Here is a 25,874-nt window from a genome sequence, read left to right as displayed (position 1 = left end):
AGAAAAAAAACAACTAGGAAGCAAATAAAAAGCGAGCGTTTGCAGTATCAGTCAAACACTCGCTTTTTCCACAATATGTAACATTCGTTCACTAGCTTTTAAATTTGGCTTGAAGTGCTTGTTCCACTATCGGTGGGACTAATTCAGAAATATTTCCGCTATATTGGGCAACTTCTTTCACAATACTTGAACTCAGGAAGGAATATTGGTTATTAGTCATGATATAAAATGTTTCAATCTCATGATTAAGAAAACGGTTCATAGAGGTTAACTGCATTTCATATTCAAAATCAGAGACTGCCCTTAAACCCCTAATAATTGCATTCGCTCCAATTTCTTTCGCATAATCAACTAATAGTCCATGAAAGGAATCAACCTTAACATTTGGGATATCTTTTGTTACTTCACGAATTAATTGGATACGCTCCTCCACAGTAAACAAAGGCTTCTTTGATGAATTGTTTAGTATCGAAACATAGACTTGATCAAACACTTTCGCTCCCCTAGAAATAATGTCTAAATGACCAAAAGTAATCGGGTCAAAACTCCCAGGACATACAGCTATACTTGCCATCGTTCTCCCCCTCTAAAAATGGGCCTTTTCATATATAGATATGGTAATGATTCCATAGGTTTCTTGTTTGATCCGAACAAGACCTTCGATTTGTGCTGGAATTTGAACATCTGAACTATGTTCACAAACAATAACTCCTTCGTCCTTTAACAATTGATGCTTATCTATCAATGCCAGCGTCTCTTTCAATTGTTGTTTAGCATAAGGTGGGTCAAGAAAAATATAATCAAAACGAAGTTCCCTTTTTATAATTGCCTTTAAAGCTCGAGTTGATTCATTTCTATATACTTCAGCCTGTTCTTCTAAATTACATTGTTTTAAATTCTCATAAATTGTTTGAATGGCTTTCCCATCACGGTCAATAAAGAGCACCTTATCTGTTCCCCGACTTAGCGCCTCTATTCCAAGACCTCCGCTGCCTGCAAAAAGATCAAGACATAATCCACCATTAAAATAAGGACCGATCATATTGAAGATCGCTTCCTTCACTTTATCTGTTGTTGGCCTCGTCGATTTTCCTGGCACTGCTTTTAACGATTTTCCTTTCAATTTGCCTGAAACGATTCTCATGAAATTATCACCTGCACTGTCAAACTTCCTTACCATCCTAACATAATCAAAGCAAAGTGCCAATTATCGACAACCATCTATTTTTTCATTACTAATCAGTTCATTTTAATAAAGCAAATGGCTGTCTATCGCAAAATCAACTGCATGATAACTTTGCAAAAAAAATGATAACGATGTATATCCGACTCTTTTGTGGAAATACTGTAATTAACAACATCTATTCGAGGATGTTGTTGCCAACCGCGGAGAAGACTTACGTTTCCCCATAAGTTCTTCCTCCGGTTTCTCCTCTCCCTTTGCCTTCTTTCCTTATAAAGGAGATGGAAGGACCCTGCAGTTATCTGCAGGGTTTTCTTTTTTTATTATTGACTTAAAACAAAGATCATTGAGAAAATAAGCTAAAAATCCAAGTGTAGTATTTACTCATTCAGCGAAAGTTTGATTTCATCTTCATTTTCATTAAAGGATACTTGAAAAAGTGATTTTAACATACGGTTTGACATATATGGTCGGCCATTAATCATACGAAGCGGGTTTTCCAATAATCCTAAATGCTTTTGATTGTAAGAGTAAATATTTTGACTTACATAAAAACGGTAACTATCATTCCGTAAATTTACAAGTACGGTCTCATGATCGTCGAGCAGCTGTACTTTATAGCCTAGAGCACTCATCGTTTCAATAAACGGAAAATATTGTTCATTACCAACAAGTATCACATCGATGTCTTTTTTTAGAGCGTCTCCGATATAGAGTGAGCGAGAATCATAAAAATAAAGCGGGAGCGCATTCGTTTCAGCATTTTTATTCAATGAAAAGAAACGGGTGTTTTTTTCGGCGATAGAGCTGAGAATCTCGTCCATTTTTTGCGGAGTGAGCGAATTTTCTTTTACGATTAATGCTAAAAACTGGGCGATCTCATCTTCCGTAAAATGACGTTTCAGTTCTTCAATTAGAAGATTTACTTTTGGGTTATGACTTTCTCGTTCCTCTACAATCGATGTTAACACACCGAGTATCCACCTTTCTTCAGATGGAAGTTCAGGAGCCTTTTCAAGAAAATAATGATCGATCATTCTACGCTCAAGTTTTTGACTATCTAGACTTGGTTTCGCAATCATTAAACCATTGCCATTTGTTTCTGCGAAGCTATCGGTTAAAACCACTGCCATCTCATTGAAATTAGGAATTTTTTCGAATGGTCCCTTTGATAGATTAGCTTGAGAATCATTCGTTGTATACAACTGAATTCCGTTGCCACCTGCTCGCTGGACTAAAGGTGTGGGCTGCCAATATAGAGAACCGTTGCCACCTTTGCCTTCAAAAACATAATAGTCAATATATTCTAATTTGCTGTAACCTTTGAGCGGAAAACCAGCAACCCATGTTCCCTCTCTTCCCGTTTCTGAAATAACATCAACTGTTGTATGGGTTACTTCTACATCTGGCAATTGAATCAACCAATCGCGCAAAAGAAACGCAGAGTCGTCATCATTTAGTTTGATTTGGTAGCGAAAAGTTAGCGACTCGTTTTGAGCCTGTAATGAATTAGAATTGTCATCTTCAGAACTACAAGCAGCTCCATCATCAGTAGCACATTCCCACTCTGAAATAATATTAGGCGCATTTATTCGATATTCGTCTTTCCCTTCCAAACCTTCAATCACTTGTGTAACAGAAAGAACTCCGCCTTTAGACTCAATCGTGATGTGTTGAACCGCTTTCTCATCCTTTCCTAGTTCAGATGGATTATGGTATTCAGAATAAGCGTTCCATTGCCACAGCAACATAGCTCCAATAGTAACATTTAAACTAATTAGTAATGTGAACGCAAGCTTCCACATATGCATTCCCCTTATATTTTAATCAAATTATTCCTCTATATTAACAATAGCAGAAGGCAGGATCGACGTCATTAAAAAATAATTAGAACAAAAGACCTACTTTCTCTTTTCAATTCTTTCATAGCCATTCTAGATTAAGCATGGTAAAGTAGTCATGAAGCTAAGATAAGGAGAGAATGCAGTATGATTCAACGTTTTATTGAATTAGGCGAAGGATATTCTGACATTTATGAGTTAATTGAGATAGCAAAAGCAAACAAAGAACGGCTTTTACATATGATGACCTATCATACCGTTATAGAAAATAAAGAAGTCTCTTCTCTGGTGGTTATTCTCAAACCGACTATACCTGGCGATTTCCAGCCTTTATACATTTGTCGCGAAGGCATTCCCAATCCAAATAAAAAACCGAATAAACGTTATCAACTATTCCAACAAGCTGCAACAGAGCTTAAAAAAGAAATTATTGAACTTGAAGTCAAGCCTTCCGTGCAATTCTCTGAAAAGGAACTTTATTATCAATATTTAATTGGGATTTTAAGAATGAACCGTTACATACCACCATTAGCTTAAGAAAACAATTACAGATAAAGCAAAGAACGCATTTTGCTGGTGACAAAGGGTTACAAAAGGAAAAAGCTATGGTCAAAAGGTTATTCCTGAACAACCTTTTGACCATAGCTTTTTAAATTCCCATCCGATAATCATATTCTTTAGCTTTATCCGGCTTTGAATTTTCGTACTCTGTTTTTAAAAATGGTTTAAATGAAGGCTCAACCTTTTTCACAAAGGAATAGCTTTCTATTTTTTTCATAATCGTTTCAACATCCTCTAAATCACAGTAGAGAACAACGTATTTTAATCGTTTGGAGACAAAATGAACATTTCCAAACTTTCTTAACATTTTGGCTTGTTTTAAAGAATACAGCCATACGATAATCCCTTGACGTTGTCCCAGCATACTTTTTTCCCCTTCAAACACCTTATTTTTTTCTAGTCTAGCAGACAAACCTGGATATTTCAATGCTCAAGAACAAAAGGACAGCAACATTATTCCAGCGAGGATGAATCAAAGAGGTTGTTGAAATACTGATTTTTTTACAGGAGCATTTGTTAGGCTTTGCCGCTTCTGCTAGTAAGGAATTAATTCTATATTATTAAGAACTAGTTCTGTAGTTTTAAAAACGCAAAAAAGCTTAGGTAGGTTACCTAAGCTTTTTACGAACATCCACAGCTTCCGCCTGTGCTACATCCGCCACCACAACTAGAGGAGCTATCAAAGAAAGGATTTCCAGTTGGAACCTTTATTTGTTCAGATACAGATTTCCCAATTAAAACACTGACTTCATCCAACAAAGCCTGTAGATCATTTTCAGCTTTTTTGAATTCAGCTACATGAATATCCATATCCATTTCTCTTTTTAACTCCCGAATATTTTTCATCACTTTGTGATATTCTGGATGGTAGCGGCCAAACCGTTGCACCTCTTCATAGAGCTCCTTTTCTTTAGAAAAAGCTCTAATTTTACGCTGTGTATCTCTATTTGATTTTACTTTATTTAAACAGACCATATAATATTCAACGACATCCGACTCCATAATCATCATCGACAACTGTTCAGCCTGATCTAATATTTCCATTCTTTCCAAAGTAGCAAGCAAATCTAGCTCACCTCCGCTACTTATTTTAACATGGAAATGTAAAAAAACGAAAGTTTAATGAACAATTTAAATTAGCAGTAACTCTCAATCACCATTACGATACACCATTAGAAAGTTCATTAAGTTTATCGTTTATGGAATGGATACTGTAAACTCCTTCTCTAACTGATATGGTTCATCATTAGGGGTTACAACCTCTAATTTTACTCGGTGAGTTCCTTTCTCTAATCCTTTAATAATAAATGCAGCTGTCGTAACCTCCTCCTTCTTCACGCCATTAATATAAAGAATGATTTTCCCTTGCTTTTGCTCACTGTCATCGCGGAAAGTAATGGCTGGAAGCATACATTCGACAAAAACGCTATTTCCTCTTATATGATGCTGAACTTTAAAAGGCTCACTACTTTGTTCAATCGTAACTGGCATATCATGGGCTGTGTTGACAGTGCTCATCGGTATAACCATTAACTTTTTGGCCTCTGGCTCCGGTAAGTCCTTTTGACAGCCAACCGTCATTAACACCAGCATCATTAAACTTAAATATATGGTTCTCATTGGCAATCCCCCTCTAATGTAAAGTCCCATAAACATAAATTATAATGATATTGTTTGCTAACAAATCCATTTTTACTCCATTGCATCCATGAAAAAACAACCTTCTCAATACATGCGAGAAAGTTGTTCACGAAAGATTATTATTCATCGCTTGAAACATGCTCATCATCATTTGCGCCATATAGACGCCGTTAGAAAATTTTTCTACCCGATGCGGAATCGTTTTCCTATGATAATGTAATGCTGCGATTTGAAATGCTTGAAAATCATTTGGATTTCTTGCTAATTTCCTATACCATATCGGTTGTTCATGTAAAAACCTTTTCAAATCCGGATCGGCATTAATCATTTCCATCATATCTTTCCTCATATCCATCCCCCTTTTCAATCTTTTCTGAATTGGAATGGATGCGAGCTTTGAGCGGGCTGATTACTGCTCGAAGCGTTTCCTTGTTTTCCTCCTTGAAATTGGAGGATTAATCCTTGTATCGCACCTAAAGCTTGACTCAAGTTGGTAATATGCCCTTGGAGTTGGTTTGGATCTACATTTTTTACAGCATTCATAATTTGTGGAAGCCATTCTTTTTTATCTTCTTCCTTATCCTGTACTCCTTTAAACTCATTCCAACGAGTGTCTTCTTCTCCAAGTAAGTACCATTCCTCAAAAAGCTCCTGCCAAGTCGCATTTCCCTTCCTGACTTCCATCACCATTTTCGGATGCTCCTTGACGAATTCCTTAAATTGCTGAACAGAAGGATGGAGTTTTTTCTTTTCCATACTTATTCACCTCGAACAAAGGGCATGTATAGATGAGCTGGTTCGTATTGGTGTATCGGTCGTATTTCAACATCTTGAAATCAACAGTGATTATCCAATTCTATACCGTATCTTCGTTTCATTTTTTGTTATATTTCGTAACTAAGTTTCCTATGATACGATATGATAAAGCAATAAAAGTTGTGAATCACGCCTACTCTATAGAAAAAATAAGGGGATGAACTTATTGCAAGAAAACTTAAAGAGACTTTTTCAGCAAGTACTGGAAAAAGGTACGAATGAGGAATTAGAAGTTCTAAAACATATTCTGGAAGGTTTGAATCATCAAGATCGTACATTTATTAACCGCTTACTCCATATGGAAAACAAAAAGACGAATGAAGGAATAGAAGTAAAAATTCCTTTAAACGCAATGGTCAATAACCCTTTAAATATTCTTCATGGAGGAATTACAGCTACAGTTATTGATAGCGCAATGGGGATATTGGCGCATCAAAGTTTGCCTGATGGAAAAGCTGCCGTTACAACTCAGCTTTCTATTCATTATATTGCCCAGGGCATTGGAGATTTCATTACTTGCCAAGCAAAAATCGAGCACTTCGGTTCAAAAACACTTCTAGCTTCAGCCGATGTATTTCGCTCTGATGGGCAAAAAATTGCCCAAGCAACCGGCAGCTTCTTCATCATCGAAAAGAGACAGAACAAAAAGTGAGAGCTGTACTTACGAGCTCTCACTTACCTAATGAAATAAATAATTACTGTATATCGTCTAATCTATTCATTTTTACCTATTGACGATTATTCTTCATGCCATTTTTGAATAAAATTCTGTGTGTAGTGGAGATGGTAAACTCCTACACCAATGTGCGTAAATTGTCCGTTTAGAAGTGTCTCGCGATGTCCTTTACTATTCAGCCATCCTTCCATTACGGCAGGCGCATCTGCGTAATTCGCTGCAATATTTTCACCAGCAAGTTGATAAAAAATCTCACTTGCTTCCAATCGATCAGATAGTTCACCAGAAGTCTTCGATGTATGGGAAAATTCTTCATTTTCATACATATCAATACTATGGGCTAAAGCAACCTCCGCTACCATTTCATCCTTTTCGAGCGGAGCTAGCTCGTGCCGTACCCGCATTATATTAGAAATATCAAAAATCTGCTCAGCATTTCCTTTAGCCACTTCAGACTCACTTCCTGCTTCCCACGGCTTAACCTCTACTAATTCACCGACATAAACCAATTCATACGGCTGCAATTTAATTAAAGTCTCCGCATCCATAAACCTTACACTTGACAATGTTCCATCGAACTTATCAATATAAAATTGAGCATAAAAATCTCCCATCTGTACAAGCGGGCGTGTGTTCATATCATCTTCAGTTAATTCAAAGCGATAAGAGCTCCCCTCATACATTAAGCTTATATATGGTCCAATCGGCACTGAGGCATAAATCTCTTCGACTGGCTGTCCTATTTTGAAAGGAGGAATATCCACATCACTGCCTATAGCATATATCGTCACAACCGTTTCATCACGAATACCTACTTGAATATACTCTTGCAAACTTTTTTTGTATATCCACCAATCATATCCATAAGCAGAAGGATCCACTCTAGAAGGCTTGCCTAATTTTTCTTCTAATTGGGACATATCTTTTCCTATCAATGTTGCTATTCCCGAACTTGGGGCATCAATTTGAGGATTATCTGTGCCGTCGTCTGTCTCTTCTTCCAGTGATTCATCAACCTGATGTGAATTTGGATGTTCATTGACTAATATATCGTCTTCAAAAGATAAATTTAAGTAGAATATAACTGCTAACATGGCGGCGATTAATATTAAAATTCTTATAAGGGCACGCAGAGGTATGCCTCCTCTCTTTTCTTGAACTCATTATTAATAATCCTATCTATATTTTCTATTATTCTATGCATATAATAGTTTAATATGATTATATCATCTATTATTTTCTTTGAAATCTTTCAATACAAATATAAATCGTTCCCACCGTTTAAATGGGAACGAAAATATTGACTCAAGTTAGATTTTGTTATGGATTGGCTAATGTTCTATTTGCATATCATTCGGTTCAGATATTTCCGAAAGAGCCTTTCCTGCTTGGCCATCCGTTAACTTTCTTACCGCAAAATCACCAAGGGAAACAATGCCGACTAATTTATCTCCTTCAACGACTGGCAGGCGTCGTATTTGATGATTTGCCATCAATTCTGCAGCATCCTTTGTGCTCATTTCCGCTGTCGCTGTTATCAGTTCTTCGCTCATTACCTCTCCAACTTTCGTGGATCCTGGTTTTTTCTCGGCAATCCCGCGAATGACAAGATCTCTGTCAGTAATCATTCCAACCAATCTCTCCCCATCAACAATCGGAATTGCTCCAACATTCCATTCCTTCATTTTGACAGCCACTTCATAAACATTATCAAGTAACGTACAACATTCCACTTCATTACTCATAATTTCTTTTATCTTTTGCACTTCCTTACCTCCTAATATGCATAATATTATTATTAAAGATTTCCTTTAAATAGTATTCCCAAATCACGTTCATTCATTAATAAGGTTTAATTGAAATGTGAAAGAACTATGTTTTCTTTTAGCATGTCATTGCAACTTTTTCACTTTTCCACTATTATTAGATTTGGGATTATTTTAGTAAAATTCTACAATAGGTATTCACACTTATAATGTTTCACTTGTTTGAGGAGGGATCGAGATGAAATTTGAGAATTTGGGATTCGATAAAGTAAAAGCTGATTTAAAACGGTTAGACGATGTTATGGCGGATTACGGATTGATCCGTGCTGAGCAGTGGGATTATGAAAGAGTATCCTACGATCGCAAATTTGAATTAAAAGAAGGAGTATTCTATCTTCGCATTTTAGGTTATGCAGTCGAAGGTGATGTTGGTGCCAATAGAGCGGTTCTGCAACTCCTCACACCATTGTTAGGGAAGCATTATTATCCTCATGGAGTAGAATATGGTGAGGAAGAAAATTTTCCAAGCTCTTTAGTAAGCCAATGCGAAAAGATTTTAACCGAAGTAAAAGCAGAAATAGACAAGTTTGTTAAGTAATTTCAATTTTATCTTCTCAAAATGACAAAGAAAAAGACCCATTTAGCGAATGGGGTCTTTTTCTTTACCTCTATAGAATGATCCCATCCATCATGTTGTTTCAATAATGGTTGCATACACACGGTCATTTATCTATAGGCTAATGTTAGATGAGTCAGTTATTGATATTGCTTTTTTAAAGTTTACACCCCAAGTTAAAGAGAGTGGGAATCGCCTAAATACATACGGGAAACCAGATTCCATTTTTCAATTGAGCGCTCGAGCTATATCATAAAATACAAATGTTTATATCAAAATAAGCAATCAGCCTATTTTTATAATTATAGAAAATTCGCTCTCTGATTCATCGATTTCAATTTTTAGCATCCATTTCAAAAAAACGGATGGTTGTACTTTTGTTATTGAGAAAGGGGTTCTATCTTGTCCAGTATTTTCACAAAACGGGTGGCAATGATCGTTGTAATCGCTCTCCTCGTCGCTACCCTTCTTTATTTTATTCTACCTGTATCCGTTCCACTGATCGTAGCTTTCGTTACAGCTTTATTTTTGCACCCAATTGTTAAATGGCTGCGTAAAAAGACGAAATTAAATCAACAGCTTGCAGTATTATGCGTGTTCCTACTTTTTCTACTATTCATTGGAGCTAGCGGTTATTTTGTGACAACGAAAGTTGTAACGGAAATTATTAAACTCGTCGAGAATGCGCCACTATACATCAATGAAATTACGAGAGCTTGGCTTAATATTGAAAAAGACTTTGCGAACGCAGCAAAAGATATGCCTAAAGAAGTGGTTAATGAGATCAGTAATCAAATTCAAAGCTTTCTTAATAAAACAAGAAATGATCTCGTCGCTTATGTCAATATCGATACAGTGAAATCTCTATTAACAAATATTCCAAACTATTTAGTAAGCTTCCTTGTCTATTTGATTGCCCTTTTTTTGTTCTTGCTTGAACTTCCACGGCTCCGTAAAGGAATGTATTCCTTCTTAACGGAAAAAACCGCACAAAAAGTTCAGTTTATGACATCAAGACTTTCCTTCGTCATTTTCGGATTTTTTAAAGCACAATTTTTAGTAAGTATTATTATTTTCGTCGTTTCTCTTATCGGCTTATTATTTATTAAGCCTGAAGTTGCCTTAATAATGTCACTTATTATTTGGATCATCGACTTTATCCCGATTATCGGCTCAATCGTGATTTTAGGACCATGGGCGCTCTTCTATTTAATTACAGGGGACATTTCCCATGGTACACAATTAGCTGTTCTCGCGGCAGTATTGTTAATCATTCGCAGAACGGTAGAACCAAAGGTAATGGGAAGTCATATTGGTCTATCACCTTTAGCAACATTAATTGCCATGTATCTCGGATTGAAGCTCCTCGGAATTCTTGGCTTCGTAATTGGGCCGTTATTGCTTATCGCCTTTAATTCTGCAAAAGAGGCTGGTATTATTAAAATGAATTTCAAAATTTAAACCATTCATTATTGAACAAAAAAACAGCTCCAGAATCTTATTTACAGACTTTGGAGCTGTTTTTTTATATTCCTAAGATCGCTTTAATAACCGATGTTGTTTCTCCACCATGGTAAAACACATAAAGGAGCAGGTAGACAGCCACACCAGTAATCGCTGTGAAGAACCATACAACGCTTGTAATCGGCCCTATTTTACGATGCACCGCATATTTTTTTTGGTAACCAGTAACAAGAGATATAATCCCAAGAACCGCCCCGACAGTAGCTAGTGTAATATGGAAAATAAGAAAGAGGGTGTAATAAATTTTAATATCATCAGGGCCGCCAAATGCTGTATTTCCAATAAAAACCGTTCTGGAAGCATAAATAATAAAGAAAATGATCGCAAAAATGGCTGCTAAAAACATTGTTTTTTGATGGGCTTCTCTTTTCCCCTTTTTTATTTGGCCCCAGCCAATGGCTACTGTTATTGCACTTAAAATAATAAAAGTCGTACTGATTGTCGGTAAAATAGGTAAAGTAAAATTCATCTCTTTTTTTCCTTTCTAAATCTCCAAATAAAATGCCAACCTCGCTCCTAGTCAATTGGGAGAAGAGCATTCTCATACATAAAATTAATTTTAGTGGACTGCAAACATATTTTCAATCTTAAGTTAGAAAAACAACAAAAATGTACTGTTTTTGTCATATTTATTGTGATAAATGTGATTTTTTTAACTGATTCTATTTAATTCTGTTAAAACATAAAGGAAAATGGCAAGGTTGAATCATAAAAAAAGCACCCGGGTAAGGTGCCAATGGATTATTTAATTGTTTGTGGATCAAGCAAATGCAACTCTGGCTCTGACTCCTCCTGCTCTCTTCTATACCATTCAAAAAACACTTGAAATAATACTACACCATAAACAATTTCTTGAATGACTTTCATAAGTACTCCGCCTAATTGCTGATCATGAAGCAATGACATTGAATTAAACATTTCAGGTCCACTCAAGTTTAACCCTGATAAGACAGTTGGTGAAACACAAAGCTCGAGAGCCTTTGCCCATGAACTTGGATCAGAAAAAGTAGCATACATCGGAACATCAGCAAAAATAATTAACGCACACGCAGGTGTTAACAATACCCCGTCAGCAAATATATAGCCAATCTTCTTTACTCCGCTTAACCTTTTTTCCCCCTCTACTTGATTAACGAGTGGCCACCACATGAAGATCGCCATTAAGAACAGCAGCATCGTATAGGATGTGTGTAATAACATGTCTGTCTTGATAACATCAAAGATTAATGGGATATGATAAAATGAAAAAATCCCATTAAAAAGAATTAAAGCGATGATCGGTTTTGTAAAAAATTTGAATAGAGACCGAATAACTGGAAGACCCAATAATTTTTTCCAAATCCACTGTGGAATTCCTACTATAAAAAGGGGTGGAATAATTAAATATAAGACAGCCATCTGAATCATATGAGCGTAAAACATAAGATGACTCATTAAGTCAATTGGCGAGCCTTTGATGATATATAAAAGAATAACCCCTGTTGAAAAAATGATGCCTTGTCTTGTGGTTAATGGTTCTGAACCGTTAATATGTTTTCTCCATGTGATCGTGATGAGAAAGTAAGCAGCTAACAATGCAACCATTGCCAAAAAGAAAAATGGACTCCATAACGCTTGAAAACCAAACATATCTAAAGATAACATTGACCCATCACCTCTGTAATTTCCTTTTTCATTTCTCTTTAATGTATTCACCGAAATGTGAATGCCACATTAATATTATAACTTAAACTACTAAAAAGTTCTCCAAAACCAAGGAAAACAAGCATTTCCTTTGCAAAAGGCTTTGTTAAACAATATTGTTAATAAAACAATTTCGGGTACTTTTTATGACACTTTGCTTTCACAGGCCTTTCAGTGAACAAACGAGAAATTGAGCCGAAATCCATACCCAACACATAACAAACTTAGCAAAAAGAAAATCGGCTTAATATAGCCGATTTTCAAATGATTTTACCACCAAACAATCGTCACAAATGCGAGGATTGTTATTAAGCCAACAAGCAGGCCAGAATACAAGAACAATGCTGGTGCTTCATGACCTTTATGGCTCATATGCATAAAATAATAAAGCTGAAAGGCCACTTGAACTGCTGCAAGCAATAGAATGAACGGAACAGTAAACCAGCCTGACATTCCCGCACCAACCGCTACAAAGGCAACAATTGTTAAAAAGATCATCAAAGTAAAAGTAATGACCTGATGTCTCATTTCTTCTGCATTCTTTTTACGACGATAAGCGATATCTACAGTCGCATTTCCCGTATTCGTCTGATTATTTTCCATAGTTTATCCCACCATTCCCATTAGATATACTACAGAGAAGATAAACACCCATACAACATCGATGAAATGCCAATATAGACTAGCAACATAAAATTTAGGTGCATTGTATAGACTTAATCCTCTTTTCGCATTCCGTACCATTAAGGTTATAATCCATGCCAATCCAAATACAACGTGTGCCCCATGAAATCCTACTAATGTATAGAACGCTGAACCAAAGGCGCTACTTGTAAATGTATGACCATAATGGTGTACATAATGATAAAACTCGTAAATTTCGCAGCCAAGGAAAGCAAGACCAAGAGCGACAGTAATCCCAAGCCAAAGCTGCATTTTTTTAAATTCAAAGTTCTTCATATGATACATCGCATATACGCTTGTAATAGAGCTTGTTAAGAGCAACATAGTCATTAAAAATGCTAATGGTATTTCAAACAAATCTTTTGCTAATGCGTGATCTGGCCCTGGAACCTTATCTTTTAAAGCGAGATAGGTTGCAAAGAGAGAGGCGAAAAGAACCGTCTCTCCTCCAAGGAACAACCAGAAGCCAAGAAATTTATTTTTTGCTTCAAGGGTTTGCTTTTCAGGCGAAGCAGGCCATTTTTCAAGTGTCATTTTTTCTTCAGCGTGCATTATGCCTTAACCCCCTTATTATCATCTTCATCGATTAATTCTTCCTTATGAATATGGAAGCCATGATCATCTTTTACAGAACGTAGGAACATGGAACCGAACGTAATGGCCAAACCAATAATAAGCACCGGCAAGCCCCATCCATAGTCTAAACGGTACATTGCCCCAAATGCTGCTACAAATAGTCCAAAGGAGATAACGAAAGGAATGAATGATGCATTCGGCATATGAATATCTCCTAGCGGTTCTGCTGGAGTCATTCCTTTTTTCCCTTCCATTTTTTCAATCCAAAGAGGGTCTAAACCGCGTACCAATGGAAGTTGTTTAAAGTTATAAAATGGTGGTGGAGATGGGATGGCCCACTCAAGTGTTCTGCCATCACCCCAAGGATCATTGCCTACTCTTTCATTTTTAACAGTCGTTATTATAATGTTAATAACTAACACCACTGTTGCAGCGGCCATGAAGAATGCACCTACTGTACTTACAAAGTTTCCTGTTTCCAGACCTTGACCTTCAAGGAATGTGAAAATACGTCTAGGCATTCCCCATAATCCTAAGAAATGTTGGATAAAGAAAGTTAAATGGAATCCAATGAAGAATAACCAGAACGTGATTTTTCCTAAAGTTTCATTTAACATCGTACCGAACATTTTTGGCCAGTAGAATGTAGTTCCGGCTAGGATTGCAAAGACTACCCCACCGACAATTACATAGTGAAAATGAGCGACTACAAAATACGTATCATGGTACTGATAGTCAGCTGCTGCACTTGCTAGCATTACCCCTGTAACTCCTCCCATTAAGAAAGAAGGAATAAAGGCTACGGCATAATGCATTGGCGTCGTAAATTTGATACTTCCTCCCCACATCGTAAAGAGCCAGTTAAATATTTTTATACCCGTCGGTACGGCAATCGCCATCGTTGCAACGGCAAAAATCGCATTGGCAATCGGTCCAAGTCCAACTGTAAACATATGGTGAGCCCAAACCATGAATCCTAAAAAGCCGATTAATACTGTCGCGAATACCATTGAGGAATATCCAAATAGTCTCTTTCTAGAGAAAACTGGAATAATTTCCGAAAAAATACCAAAGGCCGGTAAAACAAGAATGTATACTTCCGGATGTCCAAAAATCCAGAATAAATGCTCCCAAATAATCGTGTTACCGCCTGCAGCAGTAACAAAGAAATTAGAGCCAAAAAGTCTATCAAACATTAACAAGAAAATCCCTACTGTTAATGGTGGAAATGCAAATAAAATGAGTGCAGATGCGACAAATGTTGTCCATGTGAACAACGGCATGCGCATATAAGTCATCCCAGGTGCACGCATGTTGATAATCGTCACGAGGAAGTTAATTCCCCCCATTAACGTTCCTGCACCAGATATTTGCAAACCTAATAGATAAAAATCAATTCCGTGCCCTTCAGATGCAAGAGATAATGAAGCATAAGACGTCCACCCTGCATCAGGCGCTCCTCCTAAAAACCAGGAAAGGTTTAAGAATACTCCCCCAAAGAAGAATAACCAAAATCCAAGTGCATTAATGAAAGGAAACGCTACATCGCGAGCACCGATTTGCAACGGCATAATTGCGTTCATAAATCCAAATAACAATGGCATAGCTGCCAAGAAAATCATCGTCGTACCGTGCATGGTCAAAATTTGATTATACAGGCCAGCACTAACGAAATCACTGTTCGGTACCGCTAGCTGAATTCGGATAAACATTGCTTCGAGGCCACCGACAACGAAAAAGAATCCCCCTGCAATTAAGTAAAGGACTGCAATTTTCTTGTGGTCAACCGTTGTTAAATAGTCCCAAACGGTTGCTCCGAACCCCTTTTTTTGAGCGTACGTACTCACAATTTTACCTCCCTTTGAAAACTAATCCCCTTGCTATACATACAATATAATTCAGGTTTTGTATCGTTGTAATTTGTCGTTCTTCTTTATGAAAATACGACTATTCTTGCACTTTTAACTCCATTAAATAAGCAGTTAAAGCATCAATTTGTTCAGGTGTTAATTCTCCGTATGTCTTACTCATTTTGTTTCCCGGCTTAAGCGTTTCTGGATCTGCCAACCACTTTTTAATGTTTTCTTCATTATTCTCTAAAATCCCCGCTACATATGCTCTGTCACCAAAATCCGTTAAATTTGGTGCAACGCGAGCTGCTTCTGGAGAAGCATTGTTTGGTGTGATCGCATGACATCCAATACAGCTTTGGTTGAAAAGTTCCTGCCCCTCTTGAGCTAATGCAGTTTCCGGTTGAATCGGCTCCTCAATTCCTTGCATCGATGCTACCCATTGATCGAATTCATCACTAGGAACTGCTCTTACTTTAAAGTCCATTAAAGCGTGGGATGGACCGCAAAGCTCTGCACATTTTCCATAGAATAGTTCATTGGCCTTTTCTGCACCTTTGGAATCAAATTTCAACCAGAACTTATTTATATTATCTGTATTCGTATCCATCTTTCCACCAACTGACGGAATCCAGAAGGAGTGCTTTACATCAGATGCTTTTAAATTAAAATAAACCCTCTGATCCGTTGGAACCACTAACTCCTGACTCGTAACGATCTCTTCATTTGGATACTCAAATTCCCACCAATAAAGATTAGCACGTACGTTAATCACTAGTGCATCTGTCTTTCCATCTTCATTTACCTCGTCCATGGCAGAAACATCAGCAAGTCTAAATGTTTCAATTACCGTTGGAACAGCTAAAACAAGTAGTAATAGAATTGGAATAACTGTCCATATGATTTCTAATTTATGACTACCTTCCACTTGTTTAGGAATTTGTTCATCTTTGCGTTTAAAACGGAAAACGACAATAAGAAAGATGATGGTTACAACTGCAATTACCCCAACCATAATAATCGTACTTAATTGCATAAGATCATATTGTCTTTGGGCAACCTCACCAGCTGGCTGGAGAGTTGATAAGTACGGCTTGCCGCAACCGGAAAGAATGAGCGCCATTAACGCTAATAATGAGAACAGACGCCATTTTGCTAGCTTTTTCATAGCTTGAACATACCCCTCTTTCGTAAAAAAATAATTGAATTTGGATGAGTAAATTTCACAAAGTCAACTTATTTAACAAAACGAATACGATTCCAATGAAATGGTCAAGAATTCCATATACACTTCATGCTAAATTAATGTCTGATTCGGAAGTCGTTATCATCAGCCGTGCTTTATGAAATAAACTCTCCCTGAAAATTTTATAGATAAATCCCCTTTACTAATAATAGTGTAAAGAAAAATTCTCCCAAAAAATAAATGTTCATTTTAGATATTCTTAAATTTTGTTAAATCTAAAGTGGAACTTCTTATGTAAGAGACAAAATGTTGTACCATAATTACACAAGCGTGACAATTACCATAGCTACAAACATAATCGTCATATATTGCAGAGAGTATACAAACATCGACTTTGCCCACTTCATGTCATCTTTTTTTCGATAACCATTAATACCAATTAACAACCAGCCTACATTTAATAGGGTAGCTAGTATTAAGAAAGGTATACCTAGTGAAGTTAATAAAAACGGTATTGGAAATAATATGATGACCCAAGCAAGGATATGTTTTTTCGTTACTTCAAACCCCTTGACCACAGGGAGCATTGGAATACCCGCTGCCCTATACTCATCTACTCTTCTCATTGCTAATGAATAAAAATGAGGGGGCTGCCAGGCAAACATGATTAAAAATAAACTCCATGCAATGACATCAAGACTTGGATCAACGGCTGCCCATCCAATCAAAGGAGGAACAGCTCCTGAAATACTGCCAATAATTGTATTTGAAATAAATTTCCTTTTACTCCACATCGTATACAAGAAGACGTAGCTCACGATTCCTAAAATCCCAAGCAGAGTAGCTGTAAACGTTGTCAGTAAAAGAAAAAGAACTCCTAAAACAATAAAGCCAATTCCCAAAAGTAACGTAATTGTCGGACTTATCTTTCCAGTTACCGTTGGCCTCACCTTTGTTCGCTCCATTAATGGATCAATATCCCTATCATAGAAATTATTGATGGCGCAGGAACCGGCAATGATAAGAGCTGAACCCACCAGTGTATATAGAACAATATCAAGATTGGCTAAAAATCTTGCCTCGGTAAAATAAAGTGCCAACCAAAGACCAGTAAAAGTAGTAATCATGTTTGAATTTACAATTCCGACTTTGATCAGTGCTAAAAAATCCTTCCATGCACTTGTTTTCGGTATCACAGCTTCTACATTTTGCTCACAGCTACGCGATGGCACTTCATTTAAAGCCCTCAAATTACTCATTTCCCTTCCTCCTAAATAACCTGTCACGAAGACATCTTAAAGATGCTTGGGCAACTATCAACAATCCCGTTCTTGATCAATGCACTTGCAACAGAGACGAGGGTATCCTTTCAAATTTTTTTCAGGATAATTTTTTCACTATTACCATAGTGTTAATGTTATTTAATAACCGTATTTAATAAGGTTTCCTGTCTCTTTATTAAACCATATTTTAGCATGAACTGTGAACTTTTTTTGAATATTTTTTGCCTATTTTGTGAACTTTGGATAAAACTTCTATTTCTACTTGTTATTTTTTTACAATAACAATGTAATTAACATAAAAATGGTATTTTTGATATTATGTATAGATAGAAAAATCCAACGATATTTTCTTGTTAATCACTTAAGCTGAACCCGTATGAAATTTACTCTTATATATTTCTAGCAAACTCTTATTCTTTTTGCAACCTTTTTACTATAATAACCTTGTTTAATTTTCATACCATTGTAAATTTCATTATTTTTGTGTACTATCAAAAAAGTGGTGAAAAAAAAGTGGTAAATCTGTTCTTTTACTAAAATATTCGTTATATTGTTTACAAGCAGTTTTTCTTTGATTGCAAAGCGAAATTTTTATTTTGGAACTTTTTCTTTTCTTTAATGAAGACCCCATAATTTATTATTTCTAAATGATAATAAAATTTCTTCAGAAATTCTTTTTTTGTTTACTACTAAAAAAGTGCTCTCTTACAATGACAAAATGATCTTAATTAAAGTAGGTGTATTAACTTGAAAAGGTCACTAAAATGGTTTGCTGTGCTCACCACAATCGGAATGCTGTTCATTCTTCTTGGTGGTGCGCTAGTGACGAAAACAGATTCTGGAATGGGGTGTGGTCGCTCATGGCCATTATGCAATGGGCAACTCATTCCAACCGATATTACGATGGAGTTAGTGATCGAACTCGCCCATAGAGTAGTATCGGGAGTTGTCGGTTTAATGGTGCTTATTTTGTCCTATTGGTCATGGAAAGCGATTGGGCATATCCGAGAAACAAAATTCCTTTCTTTGCTTTCATTCTCCTTTTTAGTATTACAAGGACTAATCGGTGCAGGGGCTGTCATATGGGGACAATCTGATTTCATTCTTGCGATTCATTTCGGAATCTCGCTCATCTCATTTGCGGCAGTATTCCTTTTAACCTTGCTGATTTTTGAAGTCGATAAGAAGTTTGCGGCCGAAAAACTGGTGTTGGATGAACGGATGCGCAAGCATATTATCGGAGTTACGTTATATAGCTTTATTGTCGTATACACTGGTGCATTAGTTCGCCATGTCAATGCTAGTCTAGTATGTCGAGATTGGCCATTGTGCGTGAACACAGCCCCGAATATACCTATTTCTTTCCATGAATGGGTTCAAATGGGACACCGTTTTGCAGCAGCGTTAATTTTCTTCTGGATTGCTTATATTACTTATATGGCGATTAAACATTATAAGCACCAAAAAGTTGTGTACTGGGGCTGGATCGTTTCTTTTATTCTCGTTACTCTCCAAGTAATTGCCGGTGCACTCGTTGTATTAACGAAATTAAATTTATTTATCGCGCTATCACATGCATTTTTTATTTCTTGTCTTTTTGGTGTTTTAAGCTATTTTATCCTGTTAACATCAAGAAGCAAGAAAAATGAAATCTTATTAAAACAGCAAAACTCCAATACTTCGCAAATTATTGATTAAACGAAAAGACAGTGGGCCGCCCCACTGTCTTTTTCGTTACCTTTAATAGCAGTTTTTTATTTGGTAAGCTCAATCAGTAAATCACCCGTTTGGATTGCCTCCCCGTTAGAAACAAAAATGTCTTTGACCATACCGGAAAATGGAGCTTGTACCGTTGTTTCCATTTTCATTGCCTCCGTTATCATAAGATGATCGCCTCTTTCGACCTTCTCACCTTTTTCTACAATAACTTTTATTACTGTTCCAGGCATGGAAGCGGCGATATGCTGCTCATTTTTCGGATCTGCTTTCACTTTTGAGACAACTGTTGATTTGATACTTTCATCTTTCACAATCACCTCTCGCGGCTGTCCATTTAACTCAAAATAAACAATTCTCGTTCCATCTGGTTGCGGTTGTCCCACTGAGACTAATTTTACAATTAACGTCTTTCCCTTTTCAATTTCAACTTCAATTTCTTCACCTAGTCTCATCCCATAAAGGAATGTAGGAGTATCTAAAACAGATACATCGCCAAATTTGTCTACTGTAGCCATATATTCTTTAAACACCTTTGGATATAGGGCGTACGCAATCGCTTCAAAGCTTGTTACCGGTCTTCCCAGCTCTTTATATAACTCTGCCTTAATAGCCTCAAAATCAACCGGCTCTAATAATTCACCTGGACGAACCGTAATTGGTTCTTTGCCCTTTAGAATGACCTTTTGCAATTCTTTCGGAAATCCTCCTGTTGGCTGGCCTAAATAACCTGAAAATAATTCGACAACAGAATCTGGGAAATCAAGGCTGTTACCTTTTGCCAGAACATCCTCTTCACTTAACTCATTTTGCAGCATGTATAAAGCCATATCACCTACGACTTTTGATGAAGGAGTAACCTTGACAATGTCACCGAACATTTGGTTAACGCGCGCATACATTTCCTTCACATCATCCCATTTATCACCTAATCCAACTGCTTTTGCCTGCTGTTGAAGATTGCTATATTGCCCCCCCGGCATCTCATGCTGATAGATCTCCGTATGCGGCGCCATCATTCCACTCTCAAAATCCTGATAAAATTTCCGCACATCCTCCCAATAATGTGCCAACTGTTCCAGTGCAGAAATATTAATATTCGGCTTTCTGTCGGTCCCCTCAAGAGCATAATATAATGAATTAGCGCTTGGTTGCGAGGTTAAGCCTGCCATCGTACTTAATGCAACGTCAACAATATCGACACCTGCTTCGATTGCTTTCGCATACGTGATAATGCCATTTCCGCTTGTATCATGGGTATGGAGATGAATCGGAAGATCTATTGTTTCCTTCAACTCAGATATCAATCTATAAGCAGATTGCGGCTTCAAGAGGCCTGCCATATCTTTTATTCCAAGAATATGTGCACCTTGCTGCTCTAGTTCCTTCGCAAGATTTTTATAGTACTGCAAATTATACTTTGTCCTAGCTGGGTCTGAAATATCTCCCGTATAACAAATGGATGCTTCAGCAATTTTCCCTGTTTGTCTAACTGCGTCAATAGCCACTTCCATTCCTTTAACCCAGTTCAAACTATCAAAAATTCGGAAAACATCAATGCCTGCGAAAGCTGATTTTTCTACAAATTCGCGAATAACATTATCAGGGTAGTTTTTATAACCGACTGCATTAGATGCCCTTAGAAGCATTTGCAATAGTACATTCGGCATTTGCTTTCTTACGGTTAGAAGCCGTTCCCAAGGATCTTCTTTTAAGAAACGATAAGCAACATCGAATGTTGCGCCGCCCCACATTTCAAAACTAAACATTTCTGGAAGAAGTTTTGCTGTCGGTTCGGCAATATGTTTAATATCCGTCGTACGTACACGAGTTGCCAGGAGGGACTGGTGAGCATCGCGAAATGTTGTATCTGTTAATAGCACTTTTTCCTGCTTTTTAACCCATTCGACCAGTCCTGCCGCACCTTTTTCATCTAAGATCTGCTTCGTACCGCTTTGATATGGAGCTGTTAATTTAAGTTTAGGGATTCTAGGTGTATCGAAAACCGGACGTTTCTTCTTTTCGATCCCGGGAAAACCGTTTACTGTTACATTCGCTATATATGTCAGCATTTTAGTTCCCCGGTCTTTACTTACAGGGAATAAAAACAATTCTGGCGTCTTATCGATAAATGAAGTATCATACTCGCCTGAACGGAATTTTTTATGCTTTACGACATTAACCAAAAATGGAATATTCGTTTTAATGCCACGAATTCGAAATTCTTGAAGATTTCTTACCATTTTCGATGCTGCATGTTCAAAGCTCAATGCATGTGTTGATAGCTTTACAAGCAATGAATCATAGTATGGAGTAATAATGGCGCCGGCAAAGCCGTTCCCTGCATCTAAACGAACACCGAAGCCTCCACCAGAACGATATGCATTAATTCGACCTGTATCAGGCATAAAGTTATTTAATGGGTCTTCTGTAGTAACACGTGATTGGATCGCATAACCATGGATTTTAATATCTTTTTGCTCAGGTATCGCTACTGTTTCAGAATGGAGGGAATGACCTTCTGCCACCAGAATTTGCGATTGAACAATATCAATTCCCGTTATCATTTCGGTAATCGTATGTTCTACTTGAACACGCGGATTCACTTCTATAAAAAAGAATTCTTCATTGGCAACAAGAAATTCCACCGTCCCTGCATTCAAGTAATTGACATTCTTCATAAGATTAACTGCAGCAACACAAATTTCTTCTCGCAATGAATCGGAAATCGATACACATGGAGCAACTTCTACTACTTTTTGATGACGGCGTTGGACCGAACAATCTCTTTCGTATAGGTGGACAATATTGCCTGCCTCATCTCCAATAATTTGTACTTCTATATGCTTCGGATTTTCAATGAACCTTTCCACATACACTTCATCATTCCCAAACGCCGCTTTAGCCTCAGATTTTGCCCGATCGAAAGCTTGTTCTACCTCATCCATGCTTCTGACAATCCTCATGCCACGACCGCCTCCGCCAAGAGATGCCTTAATAATTAGGGGGAATCCATATTTTTGCCCAAATTCGAGCACCTCTTGTACATTTGAAACCGGACCATCACTGCCAGGGATGACAGGTATTTTGGCTAGTTGTGCCTGAGTACGGGCTTTTACTTTGTCACCAAACATATCTAAATGATGCGATTTTGGGCCGATAAAAATTATTCCCTCTTCCTCGCACCGTTTGGCAAAATGAATGTTTTCTGATAAGAAGCCATAGCCAGGATGAATCGCATCGACGTCACTAGCTTTTGCAATTTCAATAATTCCGTCTATATCCAAATAAGCATCGATCGGTTTTTTTCCTTCACCAACTAAATAAGCTTCATCTGCTTTGTAGCGGTGGTAGGAGCCGGAATCTTCTTTTGAATAAATAGCCACTGTACGAATATTTAATTCGGTGCACGCTCTAAAAACACGAATTGCAATTTCCCCTCTATTTGCAACTAAAACCTTGTTAATCTTTCTAACCATAAGAACACCTCTTTTATCGATATTTTTCATTTACGGTTTATAGCATACTAGCAATTTTTTATTGCTAGTCGGCCATTTCGATGATCTACATACTATAAAAGCACAAATTTTGAAATTATTAAAATATATAAAATTTTATTATTATATTCTACTATAGTTAGATAGAATTGCACAACGCTAGAAAAATGGCTCAGCAAAAAACGGCTCCTTTTTTAGCATCATTCAGTCATACTTTATCTCTTCTGCCATTTTCCCGTACCAGCAAAAATCGTCTTTGCCATTAACGTTGTGCAATCGTTATTTAATCAAAAAAACAATCATTACGCTTTAAATTCACTTTTTTTATTGGGCCGAACGGTGGGTCCTTCCATATTAACTTTGGATTTATATTTTGCTTCGTAATTAACAAACATAGAAACATTAACTAAAATCCCCATTGCAATTGATAATTGTAGCAACGAAGAACCGCCATAGCTTACAAATGGCAGAGGAATTCCCATAAGTGGGAAAATGCCTGAAATTCCAGCTAGGTTGATAAATGTTTGAATTCCGATCATACTCGCAATCCCGATCGCAAGGAGACTCCCGAACGGATCTTTCCCCTTTAGCCCAATGAAGAGTCCTTTTAATACAATATAGCTTAATGAAATAAGAACAAAACCAACTCCAAACACGCCAAGTTCTTCAGAAATGACTGCCATTATGAAGTCAGTATGCGGCTCAGGCAAGTATCCTAATTTTTGAATGCTCTGCCCTAAACCGAGGCCCTCAACTCCTCCTCCTCCGATTGCATAAAAAGAATTAACAAGGTGATAGCCACTATCGTCAGCAACACCTTCTGCAAAAGGATCGACAAGGACTTTAAATCTATCGAGGCGAGTGGCAGAGAAGATTTTATCGCTTAAAAACAACACAAGCGGAATAGACATCACTCCACCAAGTGCGCCAAGCTTGAGAATGCTTTTAAAGTTCATTCCAGAAGAAATAATAATCGTCCCTGAAATTAAAAGAATAATCGCTATAGTTCCGTAATCCGGCTGTAAAGCAATTAAAAATGAAACAAGAATGATAAATACTAAAGGCGGTAAAACCCCAGTATTAAATTGGTTTATGTATTGCTGCTTTTTAGCGTAAACAGCTGCTAAATAGACAATGACTGCTACTTTCACAAATTCCGAAGGCTGCAGTCGGATTGGTCCAAAATCAAACCAGCTCCGAGCATTCCCCGCGATCGTTCCAAATTTTAAAACCCCAATCAATAATATGAGGGAAATAAGCACGATAGGAATTAACACTTTATTATTTAAATAAAGCTTGTACGGAACAATAGCAAAAAATAAAAAAACGACTAATCCTACCAACAAAAATATTTTTTGCCTGATAAAAAAATGATCACTTTCAAAACCATACCTCTGCATCGCTGTGACCATACTAGCACTATAGACCATAACGAGACCGAACAAGGACAGTAATATAACGACAATTATAAGTGAATAATCGTATGATTTTAGTACTTTTTTTAGCATCCTATCTCTTCCTTATCTCCATTTATTCTATTGTTTTTTAATAGAAGCACGTTATCAAAAACATATGTAAAAAAACTCAAACGATTCTTCCGTAACGTTTGAGTTTTTTATTTTAGTCTTTTTCGTGTAGATATTATTCAATGTTCTATCTACCGATTCCTGTAAGAAGGAATGACCTTATTTTTTTTGTGAAGCTTCATGCAAAGCTGAAAGTTCCCTTTCTAATTCATCCAAAATAGCTTTCCCTACTCTATCCTCGATTAAACCGAGGCGAACTGCAAAATCTATTTCTCGAGATAACCCAAACATCTGCGTGTCCAATACCTCTTCATATAAAGGGCATTGCGGCATTGTAAGATTATCCATCTGCACTTTAATTAGCTTCAATATTTTATCAGCATCAGCCTTTAACAGAGCATTTGCCTTTTCACGATGATCGATTATCATTTCTGACGCCAACTTGATCCCCCCGTTTCCGAGCGATTATCCTTCTATAAATTCTAACCTTATAAGAGGAAAAAAGCAAGTAGATTAGGATGATCACTGGATTTTCATCATAAGATTTCAGAAAAACTGAAAATATGACATTTTCATACATTATCGGTATACTATTAGAAAAGCGGAAGCAAATTTCTTTAGCACAACTGCTAACTTAAATGCGCCGATAACTAGTATTAGCCAACATTCATACAAAAATAAGATGTTGAATAACCGCTTTTGCATGTCCATTCACAACGACAAACACAGAAAGTTGAGGGAAACAATGGAATCAATCGTTATGTTATCTGGAAATGTAAAATATACGATTACTTTAGATCCAAGTGTTTGGATTTTCGACGATCGACGCCAAGACCTACTAACCTATTTCGAAAAGCAACATGATGAAAAAAATTCCCTAGAGGAGTATACAAAAGAAGTATCAAAACATTGGGATCGGGAAATTATGGAAGGTGCCATTTTACCTCCAACATTAAAAACCGAGGAAAAATATTTAAAAGAAGAGCTGTTAACAGGTACTTTTTGCATTCCTTTTAAGCCTTTCCTTTTGAACGCTGAAGTTCTTGAACATGCCAAAACAGTGATAATCGAAACAGTTGACGACTCTGTCACCGTCCCTTTAGCAAAAGCGGAGGAAATGGTGCTTGGCTTTTCTGAAGACGGAAAACCATTGAAGGAAGATGGACCGATACATTGCTATTTTGGGGATGGTTCAAATTATGCAAATCCAATCAAAAATGTAAGGGCATTCCGAGTCGAGTAATATAAA

The 25,874-nt window shown here is 37.0% G+C and carries 26 protein-coding genes; 6 read left to right on the top strand and 20 right to left on the bottom strand.

Going from position 1 to position 25,874, the window contains the following annotated elements; genetic code table 11:
* Window positions 1-91 precede the first annotated feature (91 nt).
* The 3 genes from coaD to FCJ93_RS01790 all read right to left on the bottom strand — a co-directional run bounded on the left by coaD (window position 92) and on the right by FCJ93_RS01790 (window position 2,988).
* Window positions 92-574, bottom strand: coding sequence for a pantetheine-phosphate adenylyltransferase (coaD, locus tag FCJ93_RS01800; protein WP_095313130.1), 483 nt, complete (start codon window positions 572-574; stop codon window positions 92-94).
* Window positions 575-586: 12 nt separating this feature from the next.
* The gene (rsmD, locus tag FCJ93_RS01795; protein ID WP_095313132.1) at window positions 587-1,144 is read right to left on the bottom strand and encodes a 16S rRNA (guanine(966)-N(2))-methyltransferase RsmD; all 558 of its coding nucleotides are present in this window, start codon (window positions 1,142-1,144) and stop codon (window positions 587-589) included.
* A 419-nt stretch (window positions 1,145-1,563) separates the two neighbouring features.
* Window positions 1,564-2,988 carry a stalk domain-containing protein gene (locus FCJ93_RS01790; RefSeq protein ID WP_170211184.1) on the bottom strand — a complete coding sequence of 475 codons (1,425 nt, stop codon included), beginning with the start codon at window positions 2,986-2,988 and terminating at the stop codon, window positions 1,564-1,566.
* A 183-nt stretch (window positions 2,989-3,171) separates the two neighbouring features.
* Between FCJ93_RS01790 and FCJ93_RS01785 the strand changes: the two genes are divergently transcribed.
* Window positions 3,172-3,561, top strand: coding sequence for a DUF7147 family protein (locus FCJ93_RS01785; protein WP_095313135.1), 390 nt, complete (start codon window positions 3,172-3,174; stop codon window positions 3,559-3,561).
* 112 nt (window positions 3,562-3,673) lie between these two features.
* Here the strand turns inward: FCJ93_RS01785 and FCJ93_RS01780 are convergent, their stop codons facing one another.
* From FCJ93_RS01780 to FCJ93_RS01760, 5 genes are all read right to left on the bottom strand, one after another.
* Window positions 3,674-3,949, bottom strand: a complete 276-nt coding sequence (locus FCJ93_RS01780; protein ID WP_095313137.1) for a YlbG family protein — start codon at window positions 3,947-3,949, stop codon at window positions 3,674-3,676.
* Between the two features lie 257 nt (window positions 3,950-4,206).
* Window positions 4,207-4,650 (bottom strand): YlbF family regulator, encoded by a 444-nt coding sequence (locus FCJ93_RS01775; protein ID WP_095313139.1) that lies wholly within the window; start codon window positions 4,648-4,650, stop codon window positions 4,207-4,209.
* 132 nt (window positions 4,651-4,782) lie between these two features.
* Window positions 4,783-5,205, bottom strand: a complete 423-nt coding sequence (locus FCJ93_RS01770) for a hypothetical protein (protein ID WP_095313141.1) — start codon at window positions 5,203-5,205, stop codon at window positions 4,783-4,785.
* Window positions 5,206-5,332: 127 nt separating this feature from the next.
* Complete coding sequence (locus FCJ93_RS01765) at window positions 5,333-5,575, bottom strand: YlbE-like family protein (RefSeq protein WP_095313143.1); 243 nt, start codon at window positions 5,573-5,575, stop codon at window positions 5,333-5,335.
* 14 nt (window positions 5,576-5,589) lie between these two features.
* On the bottom strand, window positions 5,590-5,982 hold the full coding sequence (locus tag FCJ93_RS01760) for a YlbD family protein (protein WP_095313145.1): 393 nt from the start codon (window positions 5,980-5,982) through the stop codon (window positions 5,590-5,592).
* A 226-nt stretch (window positions 5,983-6,208) separates the two neighbouring features.
* On the opposite strand from FCJ93_RS01760, the gene FCJ93_RS01755 reads away from it, so the two are divergent.
* Window positions 6,209-6,694 (top strand): PaaI family thioesterase, encoded by a 486-nt coding sequence (locus FCJ93_RS01755; RefSeq protein ID WP_235879387.1) that lies wholly within the window; start codon window positions 6,209-6,211, stop codon window positions 6,692-6,694.
* Between the two features lie 86 nt (window positions 6,695-6,780).
* Here the strand turns inward: FCJ93_RS01755 and FCJ93_RS01750 are convergent, their stop codons facing one another.
* Together FCJ93_RS01750 and FCJ93_RS01745 are read right to left on the bottom strand one after the other, a co-directional pair.
* Window positions 6,781-7,812, bottom strand: a complete 1,032-nt coding sequence (locus FCJ93_RS01750; RefSeq protein ID WP_095313149.1) for a CAP domain-containing protein — start codon at window positions 7,810-7,812, stop codon at window positions 6,781-6,783.
* A gap of 237 nt (window positions 7,813-8,049) precedes the next feature.
* A complete protein-coding gene (locus tag FCJ93_RS01745; protein ID WP_095313151.1) occupies window positions 8,050-8,484 on the bottom strand; it encodes a CBS domain-containing protein in 435 nt (144 codons plus the stop codon).
* A gap of 238 nt (window positions 8,485-8,722) precedes the next feature.
* On the opposite strand from FCJ93_RS01745, the gene FCJ93_RS01740 reads away from it, so the two are divergent.
* Together FCJ93_RS01740 and ytvI are read left to right on the top strand one after the other, a co-directional pair.
* Complete coding sequence (locus FCJ93_RS01740; RefSeq protein WP_095313153.1) at window positions 8,723-9,082, top strand: YugN family protein; 360 nt, start codon at window positions 8,723-8,725, stop codon at window positions 9,080-9,082.
* 420 nt (window positions 9,083-9,502) lie between these two features.
* Window positions 9,503-10,561, top strand: coding sequence for a sporulation integral membrane protein YtvI (ytvI, locus tag FCJ93_RS01735; RefSeq protein WP_095313155.1), 1,059 nt, complete (start codon window positions 9,503-9,505; stop codon window positions 10,559-10,561).
* A gap of 64 nt (window positions 10,562-10,625) precedes the next feature.
* On the opposite strand, the gene FCJ93_RS01730 is transcribed toward ytvI, so the two are convergent.
* The 7 genes from FCJ93_RS01730 to cyoE form a co-directional block, all read right to left on the bottom strand.
* Entirely contained in the window at window positions 10,626-11,093 is a 468-nt protein-coding gene (locus FCJ93_RS01730; RefSeq protein ID WP_095313157.1) for a DUF420 domain-containing protein, read from the bottom strand.
* A 272-nt stretch (window positions 11,094-11,365) separates the two neighbouring features.
* A complete protein-coding gene (gene ctaG, locus FCJ93_RS01725; protein WP_137742793.1) occupies window positions 11,366-12,268 on the bottom strand; it encodes a cytochrome c oxidase assembly factor CtaG in 903 nt (300 codons plus the stop codon).
* Between the two features lie 309 nt (window positions 12,269-12,577).
* The gene (gene ctaF, locus FCJ93_RS01720) at window positions 12,578-12,910 is read right to left on the bottom strand and encodes a cytochrome c oxidase subunit IVB (protein ID WP_095313161.1); all 333 of its coding nucleotides are present in this window, start codon (window positions 12,908-12,910) and stop codon (window positions 12,578-12,580) included.
* Window positions 12,911-12,913: 3 nt separating this feature from the next.
* Window positions 12,914-13,543, bottom strand: a complete 630-nt coding sequence (locus FCJ93_RS01715) for a cytochrome (ubi)quinol oxidase subunit III (protein WP_095313163.1) — start codon at window positions 13,541-13,543, stop codon at window positions 12,914-12,916.
* Window positions 13,543-15,414: a cytochrome c oxidase subunit I gene (ctaD, locus tag FCJ93_RS01710; protein WP_095313165.1), complete on the bottom strand. Its 1,872-nt coding sequence runs from the start codon at window positions 15,412-15,414 to the stop codon at window positions 13,543-13,545. The genes FCJ93_RS01715 and ctaD overlap by 1 nt, the downstream gene beginning before the upstream one ends.
* 100 nt (window positions 15,415-15,514) lie before the next feature.
* The gene (gene coxB / locus FCJ93_RS01705) at window positions 15,515-16,585 is read right to left on the bottom strand and encodes a cytochrome c oxidase subunit II (RefSeq protein WP_095313168.1); all 1,071 of its coding nucleotides are present in this window, start codon (window positions 16,583-16,585) and stop codon (window positions 15,515-15,517) included.
* Window positions 16,586-16,923: 338 nt separating this feature from the next.
* Window positions 16,924-17,862 (bottom strand): heme o synthase, encoded by a 939-nt coding sequence (cyoE, locus tag FCJ93_RS01700; protein ID WP_095313170.1) that lies wholly within the window; start codon window positions 17,860-17,862, stop codon window positions 16,924-16,926.
* 771 nt (window positions 17,863-18,633) lie between these two features.
* Here cyoE and FCJ93_RS01695 point away from each other — a divergent pair.
* A complete protein-coding gene (locus FCJ93_RS01695) occupies window positions 18,634-19,584 on the top strand; it encodes a COX15/CtaA family protein (RefSeq protein WP_095313172.1) in 951 nt (316 codons plus the stop codon).
* Between the two features lie 56 nt (window positions 19,585-19,640).
* Here the strand turns inward: FCJ93_RS01695 and pyc are convergent, their stop codons facing one another.
* The 3 genes from pyc to FCJ93_RS01680 all read right to left on the bottom strand — a co-directional run bounded on the left by pyc (window position 19,641) and on the right by FCJ93_RS01680 (window position 25,066).
* Entirely contained in the window at window positions 19,641-23,081 is a 3,441-nt protein-coding gene (gene pyc, locus FCJ93_RS01690; protein WP_095313174.1) for a pyruvate carboxylase, read from the bottom strand.
* 320 nt (window positions 23,082-23,401) lie between these two features.
* On the bottom strand, window positions 23,402-24,607 hold the full coding sequence (locus tag FCJ93_RS01685; protein WP_095313176.1) for an FtsW/RodA/SpoVE family cell cycle protein: 1,206 nt from the start codon (window positions 24,605-24,607) through the stop codon (window positions 23,402-23,404).
* Window positions 24,608-24,784: 177 nt separating this feature from the next.
* Window positions 24,785-25,066: a YlaN family protein gene (locus FCJ93_RS01680; RefSeq protein ID WP_095313178.1), complete on the bottom strand. Its 282-nt coding sequence runs from the start codon at window positions 25,064-25,066 to the stop codon at window positions 24,785-24,787.
* 304 nt (window positions 25,067-25,370) lie between these two features.
* Here FCJ93_RS01680 and FCJ93_RS01675 point away from each other — a divergent pair, with 304 nt between their 5' ends.
* Window positions 25,371-25,868 (top strand): hypothetical protein, encoded by a 498-nt coding sequence (locus FCJ93_RS01675; protein ID WP_095313180.1) that lies wholly within the window; start codon window positions 25,371-25,373, stop codon window positions 25,866-25,868.
* The last annotated feature ends 6 nt before the right edge of the window (window positions 25,869-25,874 follow it).

Source organism: Robertmurraya siralis, assembly GCF_005502275.1.
In the GTDB taxonomy this organism is placed as follows: domain Bacteria; phylum Bacillota; class Bacilli; order Bacillales; family Cytobacillaceae; genus Robertmurraya; species Robertmurraya siralis.
This window is presented reverse-complemented; position numbering and strand designations above follow the sequence as displayed.